Below are 22841 nucleotides of genomic sequence, written 5' to 3'. Positions count from 1 at the left end.
CGAAAACTCGGGTTGCACCAAATGTGGTGGTTGTGGCGGCGATGTTCAAGCAGTTCTTGTGTCACGCTGCCGTGAGTCGGGCAAGGGCGTCGTCCATGGCCGCCGCCGGCAGCTCGATCAGCCCCGGCGCCTCGGTGAACAGCAGCGCGGCCGTTACTTCGCGGCCCGGATAGAGCGGCTGGAGCAGCGCCCGGTAAAGCGCAAGCTGCAGCACATAGGCGGGCGGCACTTCGGCCAGACTCGTGGGCGCCGGGCGATTGGTCTTGTAGTCGACGATTGAAACCTTTTCCGGCGTGACGGCCAGCCGGTCGATCTTGCCGGAGATCGAGCGCAGCTTGCCTTTCACCTCCAGGCTGCCCATCACCGCGACTTCCGCGCGCGAGGATTGCGAGAACAACGCCGCGAAATGATTGTCGGACAGGATCGACAGCACCGCTTCCAGCGTCCGGTCGCGCTCGCTTTCCGGCCAATCGACACCGGCGCGTGCCAGATAGCGCTCCGCCGCGCCGCGCCTTTCATCTTCAGCGATCCCGGGCAGCATCTGCAGCAATTTGTGCACGGCCAGGCCGCGCATCACCGCAAAGCCGGGCTCGGCGGCGGCATCGAGTACCGGCGAGCGTGTGTCGGGCGCGGTGTCTTTCGCCTCGTCGATCAGCGCCGAGGCGCCGGAAGGCGAAAGCGGCCGCGGCAGCTCCTCATAGGGCGGCAGCGGCCGGAACAGGCCGTCCGGCAATGGCGCGGTATGCTCGAACAACCCCGCCTTGTCGACGCCGGTCAGCGCCACCGGCGGCAATTTGGTCATGTGGAAGCGGTGCACGGCCACATCGTTCGTTGCCGGATGCCGGCGCTCCTCGCTTTCCGGCGCACCAAGCAACGCGCGGCTGACGATCGAATGCCACGTGCCGGGGCTGGGCTGACGCTTGCCGTGATAGCCGCAGACGATCAGCCGGTCCTCGGCGCGCGTCATGCCGACATAGAGCAGCCGTCGGTATTCGTCGTCCGCCAGTTCGCGCGCCCGGATCGAAGCCGCCTTTGAGACGCCATTGGCGACATCGCTGGCCGAGCGCCACAGATAGCCCTTGCCCTTCCAGTGCGCGCCCGAGCCCTCGAACGGCATCAGCCGCGGCAGATGCTGGTCGCTGAACGGCGCCGAGCCGCCGTCGACCAGGAAAACCACCGGCGCCTCCAGGCCCTTGGCGGCGTGCACGGTCATGACGCGGACCTCGTCGCGCGTCTGGTCCATCTCGCGCTTGATCTCGGGACCGGCATTTTCCAGCGTCGACAGGAAGGACTCCAGCCCCGGCAGGCCAGTGCGTTCCTCGGCCAGGCAGAAACTCAGGAATTCGTCCAGGATATCGCCGGCTTCGGGCCCCAGCCGCGCCGTCATCTTGCGGCGCAGGCCGTCACGCGCCAGCACCGCGGCATAGAATTCGAACACCGGCTTGAACGCCACTTCGCTCGCCCAGGCGTCGAGCCGGCTAACGACAGCGGTGAGCGCGACATCTTCCGCCGCTTGGTGCCGCAGCGAAGCGATCAGCGACTGGCCTTTCGGCCTCGAGCCAGCGAACGCCAGCAACGTCTCCTCGGAGACCTCGAAGATCGGACTGCGCAGCACCGCGGCCAACGAAAGATCGTCTTCCGGCTGGATCAGGAAATGTCCAAGCGCGATCAGGTCCTGGATGGCTATATGGCCGGGCAGGCTCAGCCTGTCGGCGCCGGCAACCGGGATTTGCCGGTTCTTCAGGCTGCGCGACAGCGCATGGACGAAGCGGTCGCGCTTGCGCACCAGGACGAGGATGTCGCCGGCGGTCAGTTTCTTGCCCTTGCCTTCGATCACCTCGCCGCTGCGCAGCCAGGTCTGGATCGTCGCGGCCACATGCTCGGCCACGCGCACGGCCGGCGCGCTGGCATGGTTGACCGGCAAGATCCAATCGTCGGGCTCCTCGACCATTTCGGCGCCGATCGAAGGCCACACCTCGACATAGCCCGGCGCATCATTGCGGATCGCCTTGTGGCTCAGCGGATCGGGATCGTGGCTGATGCCGCGCCAGACACCCGGCTCGGCGAAGACCCGGTCGACGGCGGCCAGCACGTCGTCGCTCGAACGGAACGACCAGGTGAGCTTGAGATTGGCGAAGGCGGCTTCGGCGCCGCGCACGCGGCCGGCGAACAACAGCCGGCTTTCGGCGAAGGAATCGGGTGCTGCTCCCTGGAAGGAGTAGATCGACTGCTTCTCGTCGCCGACGGCAAAGACAGTTCGGCGCACCGTTTCGCGCTGGCCAAGCCCGGCAAAGAAGTCTTCCGTCAGTTTCTTCACCACTTCCCACTGGTCGGGGCTGGTGTCCTGCGCCTCGTCGAGCAGGATGTGGTCGATGCCCTGGTCGAGCTTGAACTGCACCCACGGTCCGGCATCCGGCCGCGACAAGAGACCGACCGTGCGTGTGATCAGATCGTTGAAGTCGAGAAAACCCCGCCCGCGCTTCAACTGCTCGTAGCGCGCGATCAGCCAGCCGGCGACGGTGAGCGCCGCCGCTGTCCCTTCCAGCATGCGGAACAGCGCCAGCCGGTCGGTTACCTCGAGGATCGCCTTGGCCGCGGCCAGATAGCGATCGGCCAAGTCCGGCAGCCGGTCGACCAGCGCCTTCTTGAAGATCTTGGGCGGCTCATAGGGGTCGCCGTCGGCCTTCAGGAAGGCCTTTGCCAGCAGCCGCAGCCGGCGGATCGGGTCGGTTTCGGCGAAGGCGCCCCGTGCATAGGGGATGACATTGTTCAGCACCTGCCGCGCGTCGGCGGTTTCGGCGGCCTGCGCGAATTCGGCGAATTGGCCGGGGGCGAAGCCAGGCAGCGGCCACAGCGAAGCGGCGATGCCCTCGGCCGTCTGTCCGGGCCTGAAACCGAATTCGGCGAACAACGGCCGGAAATCCCGATCCCTGCCGAGCTTGGCGATGAAATCGCGCAATTCGTCGCGCTTGCCGACGATTTCGCCAAGCAGCGTGTCGAGCCCGAACTCGCCGCCGCGTTCCAGCACGGTGGCGAAGGCCTCCGCCAGGCCTTCGACGCCGGCGCCCGCCCCCGAAATCATGTCTCGACGAGCGTCGCCAAACAGTGAGGCCTCCATCTGCGGATCGAGCATCTCGAAATGCGCCGGGATATTGGCTTCGAGCGGGAACCGGTGCAGCACCGATTCGCAGAAGGCGTGGATGGTCTGGATCTTCAGCCCGCCCGGCGTCTCGAGCGCCTCGGCGAACAATCGCCGCGCGCGCCGCATCGTGTCGCGGTCGGCGCCGCGGCCGTCCAGCGCCGCGATCCGCACGCCAAGTTCCGCATCGGGCAGCGCCGTCCATTCTGACAGGGTCGAGAACACACGGTTCGACATGTTGGCGGCGGCGGCCCGCGTATAGGTGAGGCACAGGATCTTCGATGGGTCGGTGCCGTTGAGCAGGAGCCGGATGACGCGCTGCGCCAGCACATGCGTCTTGCCCGAGCCGGCATTTGCCGACACCCAGGCGGAATAGGCCGGATCTGAGGCGCGCGCCTGGATGGCCGCGGTATCGGAGGGGATCGGATATTTCATCCGTCCGCCTCGTCTTCGCTGGCGCCGCCGGCCGACCATTCGAGCACACGCGCCAGATGGTCGTAGTCGCCGTCGGCTTCGCCCTCGCGGAATGGCAGGGCGCGCGACAGATAGCCGGCGGTCGGATCGGCATAATGGAAAAGCAGCCGCTCCAGCCGCGCCCAGGCTTCCTCGGAAAGGTCGTTGGCGGTACGGGGCTTGCGGTTGTATTCGAGGATCGATTCCTCGAACACCTCGCCATTCGGTTTCAGCCGCACGAAGGCGAGTTGCGAGGGCTCGCGAATGCCGAGTTCCTTGAAGGCGCCGCGTCTCAGCAGCGCGCCCTCCAACGCAAGCTGCGGCGACAGCAGCGTGTGCGCCTGCGCTTTCGAGGGTGAGGAGCCGGTCTTGTAGTCGAGGATGTCGGCCATGCCGCCGGCAAGCAGGTCGACGCGGTCGGCATAGCCGGAAAGCGTCACGCCGGTGCGGCCGACCACTGTCTTCTCCGCGCGTTCCTCGGCATAGCGCCTCGCCACCGCATCGGCGCGGCCATGCTCCCATTCGATGATGTTTTCGGCGAGCTTTTCGAAGCGCGGCCACCAGATCGCCTCGATATCCGCCGGAAGCTTTGCCTCGGCAAAGCAGACACGACCCGCTTCGATGAGGCTTTGCAGCGCGTTTGGTGCCCGGGGGTCTTCGACGCGGCGCGAAAACAAATGCAGGATTTCGTGGAACAATGTGCCGCGTTCGGCGGCGCCCGGATCGCGGATAAGCGGCTCCAGCGGCATCAGGCCAAGGATGCGCCGTGCGTAGACCGCGTAGGGGTCGCGGCGCAGCGTCTCGATCTCGGTGACCGAGAAATGCTGCGGGCGCATGCTGAGCGGCGGCTTCGGCTGCGGGCGGGCGGCAAAATCCTTCTTCTCGCCGGCATCGAGCGCGCGCGCCCAGGCAAGCAGCGCGTCGCCGCGCCCGCGAAGTGCTGCCGCCGGCTCCTTGCCGATGAAGGTCAGGATGCGCTGCAGCCAGCGCGACGGCACCGCCGGCGCGTCGCCCGAACGTGCCGAACGCGTCAGCACCACTTCGCTCGCGCCCATCGCCATCTGGAAATCATGCGCGGCAAGGCCAATGCGCCGTTCCGGCGGTTCGAGGTCGATGCCGGTCTTCATCAGCCGCGACATGAAGCGGTCGCTCTCGGGTTTGCGCGGCCAGACACCTTCATTGAGCCCGCCGATGACCAGCGTGTCGACGTTCTGCAATCGGGCTTCCAGCGCGCCCCAGATGGCGATGTTGCGGTCGGTGCCTTGCGCCGGCTTCACCGTCTCCGGCGCGATCAGCGCTTCCATCACGTCGGGCCATTCCGAAGCGGCGAAGGTGAAGGGCGAGGACGCCGCCACCAGCCCGCGCAACAGCTCGGCGAGTTTTTCGCCGGCGTCGCCGGCATAGAGTTCCGCCAGACCGCCATCAGCCGCGCGGCCCAAATCCTCCAGCGCGACAACGCTCGCGCGCGTCAGCGTCGCGATGTCGGCGTCCTTCTCGTCGCGCATCGCGTTGAGCGGCGAGAGCGCCTTGGTAAGGCGGCTAAGCATGCCGTGCGCCTGCTCGATGCCGCGCACGGTCAGGCGCGAAAACCAGAAAGGCTGCCTGGCGTCGCCGCTCAGCTCCGCGAGTCGTGTCTCGAAAAGCGCGCCAAGCGAGGCGACATCGGGGCGCCCCGTGCCGCCGCGCAGCGCCACCAGTTCGACGAGCTCGGCCGCCTTGCGCACGCTCCGGCGTTCGAGACCGAGTCCAAGCAGCGGATGCTTGAGCAATGACAGGAGGCTTACCGGATCGCCGGGCCGGAAGGCGGCGCTCAGCGCGAGCCTGAGCAGGCTGGCGGCCGGCGTGTTGACGAGCGGCGCGCCGCCGGAATCGTCGGCGACGACGCCGAAACGCAAAAGCTCGGCCGAAACCCGTCGCGCCAGCGCCCGGTCGCCGGTGACGAGCGCCGCGCGCTTGCCTGGGATCTCCACCGCGCGCTTCAACGCGATGGCGATTGCCGCCGCCTCGTCGCGTTCGTTCGCCGCTTCCACCAGCGTCACGCCGGCAAGCGCCGGTTCGACATCGTGCGCCGTGAAGCGCGGCCGCGTCTCGGTCCAGTATTCGGTGGTTTCGGCCGGCCGCAGCGCCTCGCCGACAAGGGCGGCGCGCAACGCAAGCGGCGGTGGCGCGGCGACGATATCCTCGACGTCGCGGCGCGCAATGCCGATGCTTCCGATCAGCTTGGCGAGGCCGTATTGCGGGTGGCCGAGCGTCGCCGGACGCGCGCCAGGCGCCGTGATCGCCGCGAAGGATGCGTCGTCCAGCTCGCGGTCGAGCCCGGGCAGCACGACGGCGCCGTTGGGCAGGCCGGCGATGACGCCAAGCAGTTCCGCGGTGGCGGGAATGGAGCCGGTCGAACCGGCGGCGATGACGGGCCCGGCCGGCGGATTGCGCTTCAGCCGCGCCGCCTCCAGCCGGATCAGCGCGCTGCGATGCGCGGCAGGATTGGAACGGTCGCGCTCCTTCAGCAATTCCGGCCAGTTGTCGGTGACGATGCCGAGGAAATCGAGCGTCACCTGCCACCAGCCGGCGAGGTTGCCGGTCACCAGCGTCGCGAGCTTCGCCCAATCCGTGCCTTCGGTCTCGATCTCGTCCATCAGCCGGGCAAGGTCGCGCGCCAGCCAGATGGCGTCGGCGGCCGAGGCCGGCACGACGAATTCCTCGTTGAACCGGGCTCTGACATGCGCCGGGAGGCTTTCCTTCCAGGCCCGCACCAGCGGCGCCAGCAACAACAGCCGCTCCTGCGCGGCGATCGGCGGCGCGAGTTCGATGGCCGGCGCCGCCTCGGCGTCGAAGGCGGCCTCGTCCTCGTCGAATTCGCCGAGCGGCCGCACCGTCGGCAGGATGGCCGAGCGTCTGCCGAGCATGTCGACGAAGGCGCCGCGCAGCGCACGCGCCGCACGGCGCGTCGGCACATAGATGGTGGCGTCGGCAAGCGCCAGCGGATCGCCGTCGAAGCGGAAGCCGGGGATCAGGCGTCCATCGAGCAACGCTCCAGCCAGCGTCGGCAGGAACGGCGCTCCGGACGGAATGGAAAGGACGCGGCGCGCGCCGCTCATACCGCATTAGATCGCCGTGCGCCCGTTTGGGCGCACAAAGGACGATCTAACCCTTTGACTCTACGCATCGTGCTTTCCGAAAATCGGAGCCGATTTTCGGGCCGATGCGGATGCGAGCGCGCCGGCCACGGCCGCCTCGGCCGCTGGAATGGCGTCCGGGGTGCCGACGGTGATCCAGCTTCCGTTCATCTTCATGCCGAACAGGCGGCCGGCGGCGATCGCCTTGTCGAAATAGATGTTGAGCGAATGCGAGCCGGTGCGAGCGTCCTTGAAGATGCGCGGATGGATGATCGCGGCACCGGCATAGATCAACCCCGTCGGATCACCCTTCGAGCGCTGCAGCGCGCCGTCATGCACAATCAGGAAATCGGTGCCGACGCAGTGCCCGGTCGCTGAGTCGAGATCGGTAAGCATCAGCAGAATATCCATTCTCGCGGCGTCCCATGCAAGGGCAAGGCGCTCGAGGCTGGGTTGGCCGCTGTCGATCCAGAACGTATCGGCGTTGATGATGTAGAAGGGCTCGCTGCCCAAAAGCGGCAGCGCCTTGACGATGCCGCCAGCCGATTCCAGCAGCGCCTCGCGCTCGTCGGAGATAACGATCTTCGGTGCGCGCCTATGGGCGACATGGGCGACGATCTGCTCGGGCAGATAGTGCACGTTAACGACGGCCTTGGCGACGCCGGCGGCTTCCAGGCTATCCAGCCCCCAGTCGAGCAAGGTCTTGCCAGCGATCTTCACCAGCGGCTTCGGCATCGAATCGGTAATCGGCCGCATGCGCTTGCCGAGCCCGGCCGCCAGCACCATCGCCGTCGTCGGCTTCATGGGACCCGTTCCTCGAGCAGGCCGTGGGCCATGTAGAAATCCTTCAGGCCGGCCAGCGCCGGATGCGCCAGCGCCCGCCTCAGATAGTCGCGGATGCGCGGCAGGTGCTTCAGATAGTAAGGCTTGCCGTCGCGCTTTTCGAGCCGCACGAAGATGCCGAGGATCTTCGAATTGCGCTGCGCGGCCATGATCGCATAGGTCTCGGCGAAGCCGGCCTCGTCGAAAGCGCCGGCGGCGCGTCGCGCCGCGACATAGGCCGCGACCGTCCGCCGCTCGATCTCGGGCGGGACGGTGACGCGCGCATCCATGGCCAAGGAGGCGACGTCATAGGCCGCCGGCCCGATCAGCGCGTCCTGCACATCGACGATGCCGAGCCGGTCGAGGCCGGAACGCTCGGCCCGCCAGATGATGTTGGGCGAATGGAAATCGCGCAGCATCAGCGTGTATTCGCTGCCTGCCAGGCGGTCGAGAACCGCGTTCCATACCTTGTGGTAGCCTGCCCGCAACTCGTCGTTTGCCGGTTCGCCGGTGATCCATGGCACATACCAGGCGACCAAAAGGTCGGCTTCGATCAGCATGGCTTCCCGGTCGAAAGGCGGCACGTCGTGGAATGCGCGCGGCGCCGCTTCCATGCGTGTGGGCCAGGTCTCGCCATGCATCATGGCCAGCAACTCGGCCGCCGCCTCGTAGCGTTGGGCGACAGGCTGGCCGTCCTTGCTCAAAAAGCCTTCCGAGCCGAGATGCTCGATGAGCAGAAAACCCTGGTCGAGATCCTGGGCATGGATCGCCGGCACGCTGACGCCGGCCGCAAGCAACGCCCGGTCGATGGCGACGAAGGCGGTGACGGATTGCGCCGTATGGGCGATCACCGCATAGGGCTTGCCGTCGCGCACGGGCGGCCCGAGCACGAGGCGCGGCGAGTTCATCAGCACGCGCGGCGCCTTGCCGGGCAGCGAGACGATCTCATAGGAGCGGGCGGAGGCGTCGCCGACGAAATGGCGGCGGCTGGCTTCGCCCCATCCGGCCGAGGCCAGGAAATCGCGCATCGCCAGCGATCGCGCCACGCGATCATAGACCGGCCCGTTTCCGGACAGCCTTGCCACGCGGCCCTCGCCATGTTCGGCAAGATCGACCCACAGCGCGCCTGCCGGCAACCGGTCTCCGGCCCGTTCCGGCCATTCGATCAGCGCCGCGCCCTGCGTCAGCGCGTCGTCGAGCCCGAGCTCGTCGAGCTCGTCCGGTGAAGAGAGGCGGTAGAGGTCGAAATGATGCACCGGAACGCGCGTCTCGTAGCTCTGCACCAGCGTGAAGGTAGGGCTGGGCACTTCGAGGCCGCTATCGTCGGCGAGCGCCCGGATCAGCGCGCGCGCCAGCGTCGACTTGCCGGCGCCGAGATCGCCTTTCAGCGCGATCGCGTCGCCGGCGCGCAATGCCATGGCGAGATCCTCGCCAAGCCTTGCTGTTGCCGCCTCGTCGGCGAGAAAACGCTCCAGCGCCATCCCTGTCATATAGGCCGCGCTACTCGGCCGCGTCGCGGATGCCCGCCGGCGTATCCGGGATTCCGGAAGGCTTGTCCGGGAAGGTGCAGATGACGGTCGTGCCCCTGTCCTGGCCGGTCTCGATGCGCACGGTCCCGCCATGCAGTTCGACGAAGCTCTTGACGATCGAGAGCCCAAGCCCCGCGCCGCGCCGACGCCCGCCATTGGCGCGCGGCTCGAAGCGGCGGAAGACCGATTCAAGCACGTCCGGCGGCATGCCCGGCCCGTCGTCATGCACCGAGAACTCGACGCCGTCGGCCAAGCGGCGGCAGGTCAGCCGGATCGTGCTTGCCTCCGGCGCGTAGTTCGCCGCGTTGCTGAGCAGGTTGTAGAGGATCTGGCGAATGCGGGTCTCGTCGCCATGAAAGCTCGTCGGCGCCTCGGCCGCGTCGATCGTGAGCTTGATTTGATGCTCGTCCAGCCGGTCGGCGACCAGTTCGGCGGCCGCGGCGATCGTCCGGTCGATGTTCATTTCGGAGATGTCGAGCTGCATGATGCCGGCATCGACGGTGGCCAGATCGAGGATATCGTTGACGATGGTGAGCAGCACTGAGGACGACGAGCCGACATGCTCGACATATTCGCGCTGTTTCGGTGTCAGTGGCCCGGTCGCGGGCAGCGACAGAAGCTCGGTGAAGCCGATGATGTTGGTCAGCGGCGAGCGCAGCTCATAGGACACGTGCTGCACGAATTCGTTCTTCAGCTGGTCGGATTTCTCCAGCGCCTCGTTCCTGTCCTTCAGCGCCCGTTCGACATTGACGGTGTCAGTGACGTCGACGAAGGTGATCATCACCTGGCCGTTGGGCAGGTGGATCACCGCGTAGCTCAGCACCGTGCCGTTGACCAGCTCGATCTGGCCGCGGCGGTCGCGGCGCTCGTCGTCGAAGCCGGTGACCGCGGCGACGAAGCCGCCCCACGGGCTGTTCGCGGCGCGCTGGTCGCAAAAGTCGCGGATCGCCGAGACATGGACTTTCGGCTTGACCGCTTCCACAGTCAGCCCCCACAGCGCGACGAAGGCCGGATTGGACAGGCGCAGCCGGCCGTCCGGACCGAACACGACCACGCCTTCGGCGAGGTTGTCCAGCGTCTCGCCCTGCACCCGCACGGCGGTCTGGTAACGGCTTTCGAGATCCATCTTCTCGGTCAGGTTCTCGAATACCCAGGTGACGCCGCCCTTCGGCTGCGGGTTCGCCACGACGCGGATCGTCTTGCCGTCCGGCAGATGCCACCAATGCTCCTGCGATTCGACGGCGCGATAGGCGCTGAGCAGGTTTTCCTTCCAGCGCCGCCATTCGGGCTGCTCGGCGATCCTGCCTTCGCTGCGCAGCCTGTCGAGCAGCAACGTGTTGGAGGGAGCGCTGAGCAGGAAACCCGAGTCGAGACCCCACAGCTTCTGGAAGGCCTGGTTGAAGAAGCGCAGCTTTTCCTCGGTGTCGAAGATCGCTACCGCTGTGTTCAACTGGTCGAGCGTGTCGGCATGGCTGCGCACGGTCCGCTCATATTCGGCGCGGATCGTCTCGGCGGCACTGGTGTCGCAGGCAAGTCCCGCCGAACCGTCGGCGCCGGCGAAATCGGTGACCGCGAACATGCGGCGGTCGCCCTCGATCACGGTGGAAAGCGTCTGCTCGAAGACCGGGCGCGACTTGTGCTGTTCGGCGATCTGCTCGCGCGCCTGGCCGCCGAGGAATTCCTTCGCGTCGCGCACGGCCGCGGCCGTGCTTTCCGCCTCCACCGCCTCGGCATAGGCGCGGTTGACCCATTGCAATCGCCCGTCCGCGCCGCGCAGCCACGCCGGCATCTTCAACGCGTCGAGCAGGCCGACCATGGTGTCGTAGTCGGCGCTGAGCCGCTGGTTCTCGATCTTCAGCCTGGCCTGGTTGCGCAGCGTCTCCGACAGTGAGACGAAGCGCACCAGCACATGCGCCGCGCTCTTGCGGCCATGCACCTCCAGCGGCACGCCGGCCTGCGTTTCGATGACGAGATCGAAGGCCCTAGCCTGTTCGCGCAGCGCCGCAACCGCGTGCTCCAGCGCCGCCGCCGAGCGCGGCATCAGCCAGCGGCCGAAGGCCAGGAAAGCGGACCTGTCGTCGGGCGCGCCGCTTTCCAGCGGCAGGCTGCCGATGAGCTCGGGCTTCTTGTTGTCCGTGGTCCACACCACCAGGCGCTGGTCGCGCAGGTTGAGCAGCGCCTCGGAGCGCTGCAGCGCCGCGTTGACGTCCGCGATGCGGGCCCTGAGCTGTAGATTCTGCGAGGCGGTGCGTGCGCGCTCGCGGATCAGGAAGATGGCCGAAACCAGCGCCGCGCCCATGACGCCGACGAACATTGCGAGCTGCATGACCTCGACGGTGCTGACCGGCGCCGCGGCCTTTCCCGGGATGCCTGTCTCGGCATGGGCGGCAAAGGCGAGCAGCGGGCCTGCAAGCGCCGAGGTGGCAAGCAGCGACGCCAGCCGCAAGCCGGCACGAAAACCGCCGCCGCTCACGGCGGGGCCAGCCTCGTTCGAATCCTCATGGCCGCCGGAAACGGCCTTTCCCGCGCGTGGCGGGTAATCCCCCGGCATGTCTTGGTCCTCTTCGCCGCTTGAATGCAAGACCGCCCTGAATGCGTCCCGGCCCAACATGTCCCCGAGCCGCGAATCACAACAATAACGCTTGCCGGAATCGGCGTGAAGAATCATGGCGCAAAAAATAAAGCCGGATGGAAAGTCAACCACCCGGCTTCAATATATGGTAGATAATTTCGCTTTGGTTAATAGCGGTAGTGTTCGGGCTTGTACGGGCCCTGCGGCGTCACGCCGATATAGGCGGCCTGTTCGCCGGACAGCTCGGTGAGCTTGGCGCCGAGCTTGTCGAGATGCAGCCGCGCGACCTTCTCGTCGAGATGCTTGGGCAGCACATAGACCTGGTTCTCGTACTGGCCGTGCTTGCTGAAAAGCTCGATTTGCGCCAGCACCTGGTTGGTGAACGAGGCCGACATGACGAAGCTCGGATGACCAGTGGCGTTGCCGAGGTTGAGCAGGCGTCCCTCGGACAGAAGGATCATCCGCTTGCCGTCCGGGAAGGTGATCAGGTCGACCTGCGGCTTGACGTTGGTCCATTTCAGGTTGCGCAGCGACGCCACCTGGATCTCGTTGTCGAAGTGGCCGATATTGCCGACGATCACCATGTCCTTCATCGACCGCATATGGTCGAGCGTGACGACGTCCTTGTTGCCGGTGGTGGTGATGACGATGTCGGCGTTGGGGGCCGCGTCTTCCAGCGTCACCACCTCATAGCCGTCCATCGCCGCCTGCAGCGCGCAGATCGGGTCGACCTCGGTGACTTTGACGCGGGCGCCGGCGCCGCGCAGCGAAGCCGACGAGCCCTTGCCGACGTCGCCATAGCCGCAGACCACCGCGACCTTGCCGGCCATCATCGTGTCGGTGCCGCGGCGGATGCCGTCGACCAGCGATTCCTTGCAGCCGTATTTGTTGTCGAATTTCGACTTGGTGACGGAATCGTTGACGTTGATCGCCGGGAAGGGCAGCAGGCCCTTCTTCTGAAGCTGGTAGAGGCGGTTGACACCAGTGGTGGTCTCCTCGGTGACACCGCGGATCGCCTCCCGCTGCTTGGTGAAGAAACCGGGCGAGGCCTTCAGGCGCTTCTTGATCTGCGCGACGAAGTATTCCTCCTCCTCGCTCTGCGGATTGGACAGCACATCCTCGCCGGCCTCGGCGCGCGCGCCGACCAGAATATACATGGTGGCGTCGCCGCCATCGTCGAGGATCATGTTGGAGAGGCCGCCATCGGCCCACTGGAAGATCCTGTCGGTGTAATCCCAGTAGTCCTCGAGCGACTCGCCCTTGACCGCGAACACCGGGATGCCGGCCTCGGCGATCGCCGCGGCCGCATGGTCCTGGGTCGAGAAGATGTTGCAGGAGGCCCAGCGGATGTCGGCGCCCAGCGCCTTCAGCGTCTCGATCAGCACCGCCGTCTGGATGGTCATGTGCAGCGAGCCGGTGATGCGCGCGCCCTTCAGCGGCTTCTTGGCGCCGAACTCCTCGCGGCAGGCCATCAGGCCTGGCATTTCGGTTTCGGCGATCTCGATCTCCTTGCGGCCCCAGCCGGCAAGCGAGATGTCGGCGACCACATAGTCCTTGCTACCCGTCATGGCAGTGCTCCGGTGTGATTTTTTCTCAAAGACGCGCCGGCGCCGGGAGGCGCGTGGAAGGGCGCGGTTGCCGGCTTGACTAGCAGATCGGCCGTCGCCCGACAATGGGATATAAAGAAATCTTTATGCGCGCATGTCTCTGCGGGGCGGTGCATGTCGCCCAAAAGTGCACAGCGGTTTTGGGATCACGACATGCACAAGCAGAAATCATGTCGCCCAAAAGTGTGCGGCGGTTTTGCGATCACGACATGCACCAAAGCAAAAATTTCAGATTTCCTCGCCGAAACGCGAGGCGACCAGCTGCTCCAGCGCATCCATGGCCGGCACGGCTTCCGGGCCGCTGGCGATGACGCGGATCGAATAACCCGGGCTTGCCGCCAGCATCATCAGGCCCATGATCGAGGTGCCGCCGACCTTCACGCCGTCCTTCTCGACATGGATGGTGGCATCAAAGCCGCTGGCGACCTGGACGAACTTGGCCGAAGCGCGCGCGTGCAGGCCGCGCTGATTGATGATCGGGAACTCCCGCACCACCTCATCCGTACGCGGCGCCGGTGCGTTCATTTGCTGCTCAGGAGCTGGCTGGCGACGTTGATGTATTTGCGGCCCGCCGCCTGCGCCTCGTCGAGCGCGGCGGCCATGTTGTCGCCCTTGCGGATCGAGGAGAGCTTGATCAGCATCGGCAGGTTCATGCCGGCGATCACCTCGGTGCGGCCCGATTCCATCACCGAGATGGCGAGGTTGGAGGGCGTGCCGCCGAACATGTCGGTGAGCACGATGACGCCGGCGCCGGTGTCGACGCGCGCCACGGCGTCGACGATGTCGGCCCGGCGCTGCTCCATGTCGTCATCGGCGCCGATCGCCACGGTTTCGAAATTGTCCTGCGGCCCGACGACATGCTCTACGGCATGCCGGAACTCGGTAGCGAGTTGACCGTGCGTCACGAGCACGAGTCCGATCATTCTCTGGTGGCTCCCGTCATCGCCTCTTCACAGGCGTATCTTATGTTCGCCAGCCATTCCAGGCGGCGGGAGCGCTATCTTGTCGACGCACGGCCGGTTGACAAGCCCAAAATTGCGGCAGCTCGGGCCATTTTGACGCATCGCAGCAAAAAACCCGGGGCGGATCATGAAAAAGGCTGGATCGACAGCCGCGCCATCAGCAGGGGCAGCGCGGCGGTGACGTTTTGCCGGGCGACGTCGACGCGGGGCAGCCGGCATCCGTCGATCGTTTCCGTGGCTTCGTCCTGCAGGCGCGGCATGTCGGCCGCCTCGACCAGCCGCACCATGAGGTCGATCACGGCGGCCGGTTCGAAAGCCAGCGGCCGCGGGCCGATGCCGTGCACCTCGGCGAGACCGGCGATGCTCGCCGGCGCGCGGCACACCAGCCGGCCGCCATGGGCCACCGCAAACAACTGGTCGTCGCCCACCAGCCGGGCAAAAAGCCCCCGCGCGCGGCAATGATCGATTAGCGCCAGCGCCAGCGTCGTCTTGCCGGCGCCCGACGGCCCGGTGATCAGCACGCCGCGCTCGCCGACCAGTATGGCCGTCCCATGGATGTTGCGGGGCTTTGCGGCGGCGTCTGGCATGTTCGGCTCGGCGGTCAGCCTTCCGCCGGCAGCGTCACCACGAAACGCGCGCCCTTGATCTCGCCGGGCTTGGTGCCGGGGATGTTTTCGGCCGTCAGCGTGCCACCATGCGCCTCGACGATCTGGCGGCTGATCGACAGCCCGAGGCCGGAATTCTGGCCGAATGCCTCGCCGGCCGGCCGGTCGGTGTAGAAGCGCTCGAAGATGCGGTCGATCTTTTCGGCCCGGATGCCCGGGCCGTTGTCGTCGACGGTGATGATGTTGAACTTGCCCGCGCGCGCCAACGAGATCGCTATGTGGCCATGCTCGTCGGGCACGAAGGAGCGCGCGTTCTCGATCAGGTTGGTGATGACCTGGCCGATCCTGAGGTCGTGGCCAACAACGAAATAGCCTTTGGCGCCGGCCGGCAGCTTGGCGACCTTGAGCTCGATCTCGACGGCCTTCTTGTTGCGCGTCGCCTCGCGCGAGACCGCGATGAGATCGGTGGTGAATTTCTTCAGGTCGACGGTCGCGGCATCCTCGCGCGCCAGCTCGGCATCGAGCCGCGAAGCGTCCGAGATGTCGGTGATCAGCCGGTCGAGCCGCCTCACATCGTGCTGGATGATTTCCATCAGCCGGCCACGCGAGTTCTCGTTCTTCGCCAGGGGCAGCGTCTCAACCGCGCTGCGCAGCGAAGTCAGCGGGTTCTTCAATTCATGCGAGACATCCGCCGCAAAACTTTCGATCGCCTCGATTCTCGCGTACAGCGCATTCGTCATGTCGCGCACGGCAATGGACAAATTGCCGATCTCGTCCTGGCGATCGGAAAAATCGGGGATTTCCTCGCGGTTCTTGACGCCGCGCCGCACCCTGACGGCGGCCGCGGAAAGCCGGCGCAGCGGATTGGCGATGGTGGAGGCGAGCAGCATCGACAGGATCGCGGTGACGAGCGCCGCCACCCCGAACACGCGCAGGATCGCCTTGCGCTCGGCCGCGACGATCTTGTCGATGTCGCCGCCTTCGGTGGACAGCATCAGCACGCCGAGCACGGCGCGGAAGCGCTGGATCGGCACCGCGACGGAGACGATCTGCTCGCCCTGCTCGCTCACCCGCACGATGGTCGAAGGGCTGCCGGTCAGCGCCTTGACCACTTCGGGGAAGGCCGCGCCATTGCCGCCGGGCTGCTCGTGGTAGACCGGCAGGTCCTTGTTGCGGAAGAAGTCGAAGATGAATTTCTCGACTTGCTCCACGACGCCGGGCTGTTCGTCGTCGACGGGCGGCAGGTCGTAGCGCAGGATCTGGCCGCGCGAATAAAGATGCCGCGAATCGAGCAGCAGGTTGGCGTCGCGGTCATAGATGCGGGCGCGGGTGCGCGTCGGCGAGATCAAGCGTCGCAGCACCGGCGCCACGCGCTCGGGATTGATCGGGAAATCGAGGTTGTCGAGCTGGTCCGACCCCGGCCCCAGGCTTTCGCCCGCCTGCAGCTCAAGCAACTTTTCCGGGTCGATGCTGATCGAATCGGTCTCGACGGTCGCCGAGGCCGCGATCGCGCCGGCGATGATCTCGCCCTGCGTCATCAGGCTTTCGACCCGCGCGTCGATCAGCCCGTCGCGGAAGGTGTTCAGGTAAAGGATGCCGGTGACCAGCACGGCGAGGCCGGCCAGGTTGAGGAACAGGATGCGCCGGGTCAGGCTGGAGAAAATGTGATGGCCGAGAAACCGGCGCATCGGCACCGTGAATTTCGACACGAAGGCGGGCACGATCCGCGACGGGCGCCTTGCCGCGCCCATCCGTCTGCCTCGCTCTACTTCCACTGCCATCGACTAGCAGGCCCTGCTTAGTTAGTGGGTAGTGAGTGGGCAGTAGGCAGTAGGAGCAATGATTGGCTGACTGCGGCTATGCACGAATGGCCGCTCGCATCATTCAAAACTGACTACGGACTATTCCCTACTGCCTACTGCCTATTCTCATGCTTCGCGGAACCGGTATCCGACTCCGTAAAGGGTTTCGATCATCTCGAAGTCGTCGTCGACGGCCTTGAACTTCTTGCGCAGCCGCTTGATGTGGCTGTCGATGGTGCGGTCGTCGACATAGACCTGCTCATCATAGGCCGAATCCATTAGCGCATCACGGCTTTTTACCACGCCGGGACGCTGCGCCAGCGAATGCAGGATGAGGAACTCGGTCACCGTCAGCGTCACCGGCTCGCCCTTCCAGGTGCAGGTGTGCCGCTCCTGGTCCATCACCAGTTGGCCGCGTTCGAGCGAGCGGGCCTGCTGGCTCGGCGCCTTGGCCGCCGCCTCGCGGGCGCTGGTCCGACGCAGCACGGCGCGCACGCGCTCGACAAGGAGGCGCTGCGAGAAGGGTTTGCGGATGAAGTCGTCGGCGCCCATCTTGAGGCCGAACAATTCGTCGATCTCGTCATCCTTCGACGTCAGGAAGATGACCGGCAGGTCCGACTTCTGGCGCATGCGGCGCAACAGCTCCATGCCGTCCATGCGCGGCATCTTGATGTCGAGGATGGCGAGGTTCGGCGGCCGCGCCGCCAGGCCTTCCAGCGCCGACGCGCCGTCCGTGTAGGTTTCGACCCGATAGCCCTCGGACTCGAGCGCGATCGACACCGAGGTCAGAATGTTGCGGTCGTCGTCGACAAGCGCGATTGTTGCCATTTCAAGCGGCTCCCTCATGAGCTGTCCCTTCTGTCGTCGAGAAGGGGCTTTTGCAGGACAAATTGGGTACAAAATGTGGCACGGGCCTTGTCCGAAGTCACGAGCGGCCTGCCGTCACACGACATCGCACCCTAATTGGGATTGGACGCACCAAGCCTGCCAATCCTTTGGGCAACCTCTGCGATTTTTTGCACATATAAACGATTTAAACAACTTTCAAATTTTTTAAATCGATTAATGATTTGATATCATTCGGCTTTTCTGGTTTTGAACCTGACGGCCCCAGCGCGGGCTCCGGGAAGCCACCCGTCAGATGCGGCCAAATCCAGAGAGGAAATTTGATGTCGGAAGCCGGCAAACGCAACCCCGACTGCGCCATCGACGCGATCGGCCTGAAGACAACGGGTATGGTGCGCTATAATTTTGGCGCGGCGGAACTCTACGAGGAAGCGATCCGGCGCGGCGAGGCGAGGTTGACCGCGCAGGGCGCGCTGGTCGCCGAGACCGGCCAGCACACCGGGCGTTCGCCGAAGGACAAATTCGTCGTGCGCGACGAGGCGACCGGCGGCCAAGTCTGGTGGGACAACAACAAGCCGATCTCGCCAGCACAGTTCGAAGCGCTGCTCGCGGATTTCAAGGCTCACGCAACCGGCAAGGACCTCTACGTGCAGGACCTCGTCGGCGGCGCCGACGCCGATCTCAAGCTGCCGACCCGGGTCGTCACCGAATTCGCCTGGCATTCGCTGTTCATCCGCAATCTTCTGATCCGCCCTGAAGCCGCGGAGCTCGAGCGTTTCGTGCCGCGGATGACGATCGTCGACCTGCCCTCCTTCCGCGCCGATCCGGCACGTCACGGCACCCGCACCGAGACGGTGATCGCGGTCGACCTCACCCGCAAGATCGTGCTGATCGGCGGCACCTCCTATGCCGGCGAGATGAAGAAGTCGGTGTTCACGATGCTGAACTACCTGCTGCCGGCAAAGGGCGTCATGCCGATGCACTGCTCCGCCAATGAAGGTCCGGACGGCGACGCGGCCGTCTTCTTCGGCCTGTCCGGCACCGGCAAGACGACCCTTTCCGCGGATCCGTCGCGCACGCTGATCGGCGACGACGAGCATGGCTGGGGTCCGCAGGGCATCTTCAATTTCGAGGGCGGCTGCTACGCCAAGACGATCAGGCTGTCGGCAGAGGCCGAGCCGGAGATCTTCGCCACCACGCAGCGCTTCGGCACGGTGCTGGAGAACGTGGTGCTCGACGCCGGCCGCGTTCCGGATTTCAACGATGGCAGCCTGACCGAGAACACGCGCTGCGCCTATCCGCTGGACTTTATCCCCAATGCCTCGAAGACCGGCCGCGCCGGTCATCCGAAGAACATCATCATGCTTACCGCCGACGCCTTCGGCGTCATGCCGCCGATCGCCAGGCTGACGCCGGCGCAGGCGATGTATCACTTTCTGTCGGGCTATACCGCCAAGGTCGCCGGCACGGAAAAGGGCGTCACCGAGCCGGAAGCGACGTTCTCGACCTGCTTCGGCGCCCCGTTCATGCCGCGCCACCCGTCCGAATACGGCAATCTGCTGCGCGAGCTGATCGCCAGCCACGGCGTCGACTGCTGGCTGGTCAACACCGGCTGGACCGGCGGCGCCTATGGCACCGGCCGCCGCATGCCGATCAAGGTGACGCGCGCCTTGCTGGGCGCCGCGCTCGACGGTTCGCTGAACTCGGCCGAGTTCCGCACCGACGCCAATTTCGGCTTCGAGGTGCCGGTGGCAGTCCCGGGTGTCGACGGCGCCATTCTCGACCCGCGCTCGACCTGGGCGGACAAGGCCGGTTACGACCGCCAGGCCGCAAAACTGGTCAACATGTTCGCGACCAATTTCGAGAAGTTCGAACGCCATGTCGACGCCACTATCCTCGGCGCCGCGCCGCGCTTGCAGGAAGCGGCTGAATAGCGGCCGCTTCTCATATCTTTCCTCCAGGGCCCGGCTCGCGCCGGGCCTTTTCTTTTTGCCGTCATCGCGTCATGAGTGCGTGCATGGCAAGCGACGACGACATCATCATCTCGGGCGAAGCGGTCATTCGTGCGGGCGACCTGCATGAGGACTTCATCCGCTCGTCCGGTCCGGGCGGCCAGAACGTCAACAAGGTGGCCACCGCCGTGCAGCTGCGCTTCGACGCGGCGAACGCTTCCGGCCTGTCCGAGCGGGTGCGCGAGCGCGCCATCAAGCTTGCCGGCCAGCGCGCCACCAAGGACGGCGTCATCGTCATCGAGGCCGGCCGTTTCCGCACCCAGGAGCAGAACCGGGCCGATGCGCGGGCGCGGCTGATGGCGTTGATCGCCAAGGCGGCCGAGCCGCCACCGCCGCCGCGCAAGAAGACCAGGCCGTCCAAAGGTGCCGTGGAGCGCCGCCTCAAGAGCAAGGCGGGCCGATCGACGGTGAAAAAGCTGCGCGGCCGTGTCGAGAACGATTAAGCACGGTTGTATCAGCTGCTTCCAATTCTGGGTTGCAGATGGCAAGCTCCGATTGCTGCAACAGCGAGGAGGCCAGCCATGGGTATTTTCGATTTCGTCAAAGGCGTCGGCAAGAAGCTCGGCATCGGCGGCGACGACGAGGCATCGCCAAACGCGGATACGTTGAAGAAGGAGCTCGATTCCCACAAGCTGGGCACGGACGGCGTCGAGGTTGCCGTCCAGGGCGACACCGCGGTTTTGAAGGGCACGGTCAAGGATCAGTCGGCCTTCGAAAAGGCGGTGATCGCCGTCGGCAACACGCTCGGCGTCTCCAAGGTGCAGGCGGACGAGCTGAAGGTCGCGCCCGAGGCCGGCAAGGCGGCGCCGGCCAAGGAACCGACGCTCTATACCGTCCAGAAGGGCGATAATCTCTGGAAGATCGCCGAGAAATATTACGGCAAGGGGAAGGGCGCCAAGAACAACGTCATCTTCGAGGCCAACAAGCCGATGCTGACGCATCCCGACAAGATCTATCCCGGCCAGGTGCTGCGCATACCGGATATCGACCAGGCCTGAGGGCATATCGCCGAGATTGAACGAACGGCGGCTTTCGGGTCGCCGTTTTCTTTTGCCGGTGGCATGCTGGAGCCGGATGATTTCAGGTCTGTTCGACCTGAAATCATCCGGCTCTAAATCAAAAAGATAGAGCATGATGTCGTCCGAAAGCCGCTTCACGCTTTTCGGCGTCGTGCTCCAGGGCGGATAAACCGGATCGACCCATGCTCGTTCTTCCCAAAGGCGTCCGCCATATGCCGGGCTACATCGCCCGGCCGGCCCAGGAAGCGCTGGTCGAGGAGATCAGGCGCGTCGTGCAGGCAGCCCCCCTCTACGTGCCGGCCATGCCGCGCACCGGCAAGGAGATGAGCGTGCGCATGACGAATTGCGGCGCGCTCGGCTGGGTCACCGACAAGGAGCGCGGCTATCGCTACCAGCCCACGCATCCGGTGACGGGCGAGCCCTGGCCGCCGATCCCGGAAGCCTTGCTGCAACTGTGGCGCGAGGTCTCGGCCTATTCGCATCCGCCCGAGGCATGCCTGGTCAACTTCTATTCGGCGGACGCAAGAATGGGCCTGCATCAGGATCGCGACGAGCAGGATTTCGCCGCGCCCGTGGTGTCGGTCTCGTTGGGCGACGACTGCCTGTTCCGGGTCGGTCAGCACAGGCGCGAAAATGGCACGAAGTCGTTCAAGCTGAAGAGCGGCGACGTCGTCGTGCTGGGCGGCGAGGGACGCCTCGCCTTCCATGGCGTCGACCGCATCTATCCCGCGACGTCGGCCCTCTTGAAGAATGGCGGCCGCATCAATCTGACGCTTCGGCGGGTGACGGTGCCGGGCTGACGCGAGTATCGCGAAGCAGCACCCGCACGGTCTCGTCCTCGGCGATTGGCCGGTAGTCTTGCATCAGACGGACATAGTCCTGGTGGCGCGACAGCTCTTCGGCCAAGGCTTGGTTGTTTTTCTGAATGATGAGTATCGTCGGTCGTTTCGTCTCGAGCTCGGCAAGCTTGCCGTCGATGTAGCGGTCGGCCATCTCACGATAGTGAGAGGCCGCCTCTTTGTTGCCGTCCCGGGTTGCGATCGCCGAAAGGTAAAGCGCCGTATCACTCAGCCAGTCGCTGCAATAGCGTGAGATCCATGTTCCGCCGAGCATGCGGGTAAGCGGATGGCCCGCCGCGATGTCTGAGCCGACGAGTGCGACGGTCGGTTGATGAACCGCGGCCTTGACCTTGGCGACGAATTCAGCGCCCGGCTTTTGTGTTTTCATGAACGGAATGGCCGCGGCGACGACGATGGCGGCCAACAACAGCTTTTGCCCCGGTTCCATCGTCCTGCCCGCCGACGAACGTGGCGCCGGATCGATTTGCGCGGTTCTCATCAGGAGCGCCGCCAGCAGCAGGCTAAACGCCGGGAATGCGTGATAGGGCCAACCCTTGGCCTGGTAGATCAACGGCGCCGTTGCCGCCAGCGAAGCGAGCGTGAGCACGCTGACCAATGGCGACGGGGTTAAGCCCGGCCGAAGAAAATGCAGCATCAGGAGCGCGATAAGATAGACCGGGGCATAGTCGATCAGCAGCGCCTGCATGTTCCCCATCCGCATGTAGGTGTCGGCCAGTATCGGATAGATGACGCTGAGGAATTCCGGATAGCAAAGCATCACGGCCACGGCATAGGCGACGCAGATCAGGCCGATCACCCAATATTCGACCGCCAGCAATGGCAAAATCGACCGGCGCCGCCAGGCCACGTACAGCGCCGGGACGAACACCACCAGCGCGTAGTAAGGCTTCACCAACAACAGGACGCTGCCGCCAAGCCCGGCAAGCACCGCCACCAGCAGGCTTGGTCGTGTCTCGTTCGCCGGCGCCGCGCGCCAGGCCATCAGCACCAGCAAAGGCAGGAACAACGCAACGCCCAGATGCTCCCGCTCGCTGAAGGCATTGCCGGGAAAGATGACCAGCAGCGCCAGGAACAGCGGCAGCATGGACAACAGCGCGCTGTTCTCCGCAAAGCCGGCCCGTCTGGCGATCAGCGCGGCAAAGCCGAGACCAATCAGGCAGACCGCATAGGCGTAGACATGGATCACCACTTCCGGCGACAGGCCGAGAGCCTGCGCCAGGGCCACGGCCGGCATGAACAACCAGGGCGTGAACGGCGGATTGACCTCGAACAGATCAACATAGAGCCGGGAGCCGGAAAGCACCCGTTCGGCCATGGTGATTGCCCAGCTGGTGTCGGGTATGACGCCCCATCGCATTTGCCAGGGCACCGCCGCCGCCAAGACGAGCAGGCAGAGGACCAAGGTCCGTGTCACCACGCCGGCGCTGGACACGCCGGCCGGCGAGCGGTCCAGGATCGGGGTCATGGCCGACCTCTCGGCAAGCGAAGCGCGGGTTT

The 22841-nt window shown here is 65.6% G+C and carries 16 protein-coding genes; 4 read left to right on the top strand and 12 right to left on the bottom strand.

Translation table 11 applies throughout. The annotated features are described in order from the left end of the window. Positions 1–61: 61 nt before the first annotated feature. The 11 genes from addA to FJ430_RS03020 form a co-directional block, all read right to left on the bottom strand. The gene (gene addA, locus FJ430_RS03070) at positions 62–3574 is read right to left on the bottom strand and encodes a double-strand break repair helicase AddA (protein WP_140708503.1); all 3513 of its coding nucleotides are present in this window, start codon (positions 3572–3574) and stop codon (positions 62–64) included. Beyond that, on the bottom strand, positions 3571–6690 hold the full coding sequence (addB, locus tag FJ430_RS03065; protein WP_140708500.1) for a double-strand break repair protein AddB: 3120 nt from the start codon (positions 6688–6690) through the stop codon (positions 3571–3573). The genes addA and addB overlap by 4 nt, the downstream gene beginning before the upstream one ends. Positions 6691–6750: 60 nt before the next feature. Further along, positions 6751–7512 (bottom strand): nucleotidyltransferase family protein, encoded by a 762-nt coding sequence (locus tag FJ430_RS03060; protein WP_140708498.1) that lies wholly within the window; start codon positions 7510–7512, stop codon positions 6751–6753. Further along, positions 7509–9020 (bottom strand): tRNA (adenosine(37)-N6)-threonylcarbamoyltransferase complex ATPase subunit type 1 TsaE, encoded by a 1512-nt coding sequence (gene tsaE, locus FJ430_RS03055; RefSeq protein WP_140708496.1) that lies wholly within the window; start codon positions 9018–9020, stop codon positions 7509–7511. The genes FJ430_RS03060 and tsaE overlap by 4 nt, the downstream gene beginning before the upstream one ends. A 10-nt stretch (positions 9021–9030) precedes the next feature. Beyond that, the gene (locus FJ430_RS03050) at positions 9031–11610 is read right to left on the bottom strand and encodes a sensor histidine kinase (RefSeq protein ID WP_140708494.1); all 2580 of its coding nucleotides are present in this window, start codon (positions 11608–11610) and stop codon (positions 9031–9033) included. A 188-nt stretch (positions 11611–11798) separates the two neighbouring features. Further along, the gene (gene ahcY, locus FJ430_RS03045; protein WP_140641747.1) at positions 11799–13199 is read right to left on the bottom strand and encodes an adenosylhomocysteinase; all 1401 of its coding nucleotides are present in this window, start codon (positions 13197–13199) and stop codon (positions 11799–11801) included. Positions 13200–13466: 267 nt separating this feature from the next. Next, positions 13467–13763 (bottom strand): HPr family phosphocarrier protein, encoded by a 297-nt coding sequence (locus FJ430_RS03040; protein ID WP_140658726.1) that lies wholly within the window; start codon positions 13761–13763, stop codon positions 13467–13469. Next, entirely contained in the window at positions 13760–14161 is a 402-nt protein-coding gene (locus FJ430_RS03035; protein ID WP_027166957.1) for a PTS sugar transporter subunit IIA, read from the bottom strand. Before FJ430_RS03035 ends, FJ430_RS03040 begins: the two co-directional genes overlap by 4 nt. Positions 14162–14325: 164 nt before the next feature. Further along, entirely contained in the window at positions 14326–14787 is a 462-nt protein-coding gene (locus FJ430_RS03030; protein ID WP_140708492.1) for an HPr kinase/phosphorylase, read from the bottom strand. Between the two features lie 14 nt (positions 14788–14801). After that, positions 14802–16586, bottom strand: coding sequence for a sensor histidine kinase (locus FJ430_RS03025; protein ID WP_140708489.1), 1785 nt, complete (start codon positions 16584–16586; stop codon positions 14802–14804). A 147-nt stretch (positions 16587–16733) separates the two neighbouring features. Then, positions 16734–17435, bottom strand: coding sequence for a response regulator transcription factor (locus FJ430_RS03020; protein ID WP_006201274.1), 702 nt, complete (start codon positions 17433–17435; stop codon positions 16734–16736). 341 nt (positions 17436–17776) lie between these two features. Between FJ430_RS03020 and FJ430_RS03015 the strand changes: the two genes are divergently transcribed. The 4 genes from FJ430_RS03015 (at position 17777) to FJ430_RS03000 (ending at position 21284) form a co-directional block, all read left to right on the top strand. Next, a complete protein-coding gene (locus FJ430_RS03015; RefSeq protein WP_140708487.1) occupies positions 17777–19387 on the top strand; it encodes a phosphoenolpyruvate carboxykinase in 1611 nt (536 codons plus the stop codon). A gap of 83 nt (positions 19388–19470) precedes the next feature. Beyond that, the gene (arfB, locus tag FJ430_RS03010) at positions 19471–19908 is read left to right on the top strand and encodes an alternative ribosome rescue aminoacyl-tRNA hydrolase ArfB (RefSeq protein WP_140708485.1); all 438 of its coding nucleotides are present in this window, start codon (positions 19471–19473) and stop codon (positions 19906–19908) included. A 78-nt stretch (positions 19909–19986) separates the two neighbouring features. Beyond that, a complete protein-coding gene (gene lysM, locus FJ430_RS03005) occupies positions 19987–20463 on the top strand; it encodes a peptidoglycan-binding protein LysM (RefSeq protein WP_140708483.1) in 477 nt (158 codons plus the stop codon). A 203-nt stretch (positions 20464–20666) separates the two neighbouring features. Beyond that, positions 20667–21284 (top strand): alpha-ketoglutarate-dependent dioxygenase AlkB family protein, encoded by a 618-nt coding sequence (locus tag FJ430_RS03000; RefSeq protein ID WP_140708481.1) that lies wholly within the window; start codon positions 20667–20669, stop codon positions 21282–21284. Here the strand turns inward: FJ430_RS03000 and FJ430_RS02995 are convergent. After that, positions 21247–22809 carry a glycosyltransferase family 39 protein gene (locus FJ430_RS02995; protein WP_226892053.1) on the bottom strand — a complete coding sequence of 521 codons (1563 nt, stop codon included), beginning with the start codon at positions 22807–22809 and terminating at the stop codon, positions 21247–21249. The two genes, FJ430_RS03000 and FJ430_RS02995, sit on opposite strands and share 38 nt — an antisense overlap. Positions 22810–22841: the final 32 nt, after the last annotated feature.

The sequence above is a fragment of the Mesorhizobium sp. B2-8-5 genome, assembly GCF_006440675.2.
Taxonomy (GTDB): domain Bacteria; phylum Pseudomonadota; class Alphaproteobacteria; order Rhizobiales; family Rhizobiaceae; genus Mesorhizobium.
Note: the sequence above shows the minus strand (reverse complement) of the source record. Positions and strands in the feature narration are given on the sequence as shown.

What these genes read in the sequence shown, in the direction of transcription:
- arfB (WP_140708485.1), top strand. Translation starts at nt 19,471, where the DNA reads ATGGCAAGCGACGACGACATCATCATCTCGGGCGAAGCGGTCATTCGT.
- FJ430_RS03015 (WP_140708487.1), top strand. Translation starts at nt 17,777, where the DNA reads ATGTCGGAAGCCGGCAAACGCAACCCCGACTGCGCCATCGACGCGATC.
- FJ430_RS03060 (WP_140708498.1), bottom strand. Translation starts at nt 7,512, where the DNA reads ATGAAGCCGACGACGGCGATGGTGCTGGCGGCCGGGCTCGGCAAGCGC.
- lysM (WP_140708483.1), top strand. Translation starts at nt 19,987, where the DNA reads ATGGGTATTTTCGATTTCGTCAAAGGCGTCGGCAAGAAGCTCGGCATC.
- addB (WP_140708500.1), bottom strand. Translation starts at nt 6,690, where the DNA reads ATGAGCGGCGCGCGCCGCGTCCTTTCCATTCCGTCCGGAGCGCCGTTC.
- tsaE (WP_140708496.1), bottom strand. Translation starts at nt 9,020, where the DNA reads ATGACAGGGATGGCGCTGGAGCGTTTTCTCGCCGACGAGGCGGCAACA.
- FJ430_RS03040 (WP_140658726.1), bottom strand. Translation starts at nt 13,763, where the DNA reads ATGAACGCACCGGCGCCGCGTACGGATGAGGTGGTGCGGGAGTTCCCG.
- FJ430_RS02995 (WP_226892053.1), bottom strand. Translation starts at nt 22,809, where the DNA reads ATGACCCCGATCCTGGACCGCTCGCCGGCCGGCGTGTCCAGCGCCGGC.
- FJ430_RS03000 (WP_140708481.1), top strand. Translation starts at nt 20,667, where the DNA reads ATGCTCGTTCTTCCCAAAGGCGTCCGCCATATGCCGGGCTACATCGCC.
- FJ430_RS03050 (WP_140708494.1), bottom strand. Translation starts at nt 11,610, where the DNA reads ATGCCGGGGGATTACCCGCCACGCGCGGGAAAGGCCGTTTCCGGCGGC.
- ahcY (WP_140641747.1), bottom strand. Translation starts at nt 13,199, where the DNA reads ATGACGGGTAGCAAGGACTATGTGGTCGCCGACATCTCGCTTGCCGGC.
- FJ430_RS03020 (WP_006201274.1), bottom strand. Translation starts at nt 17,435, where the DNA reads ATGGCAACAATCGCGCTTGTCGACGACGACCGCAACATTCTGACCTCG.
- FJ430_RS03035 (WP_027166957.1), bottom strand. Translation starts at nt 14,161, where the DNA reads ATGATCGGACTCGTGCTCGTGACGCACGGTCAACTCGCTACCGAGTTC.
- FJ430_RS03030 (WP_140708492.1), bottom strand. Translation starts at nt 14,787, where the DNA reads ATGCCAGACGCCGCCGCAAAGCCCCGCAACATCCATGGGACGGCCATA.
- addA (WP_140708503.1), bottom strand. Translation starts at nt 3,574, where the DNA reads ATGAAATATCCGATCCCCTCCGATACCGCGGCCATCCAGGCGCGCGCC.
- FJ430_RS03025 (WP_140708489.1), bottom strand. Translation starts at nt 16,586, where the DNA reads ATGGCAGTGGAAGTAGAGCGAGGCAGACGGATGGGCGCGGCAAGGCGC.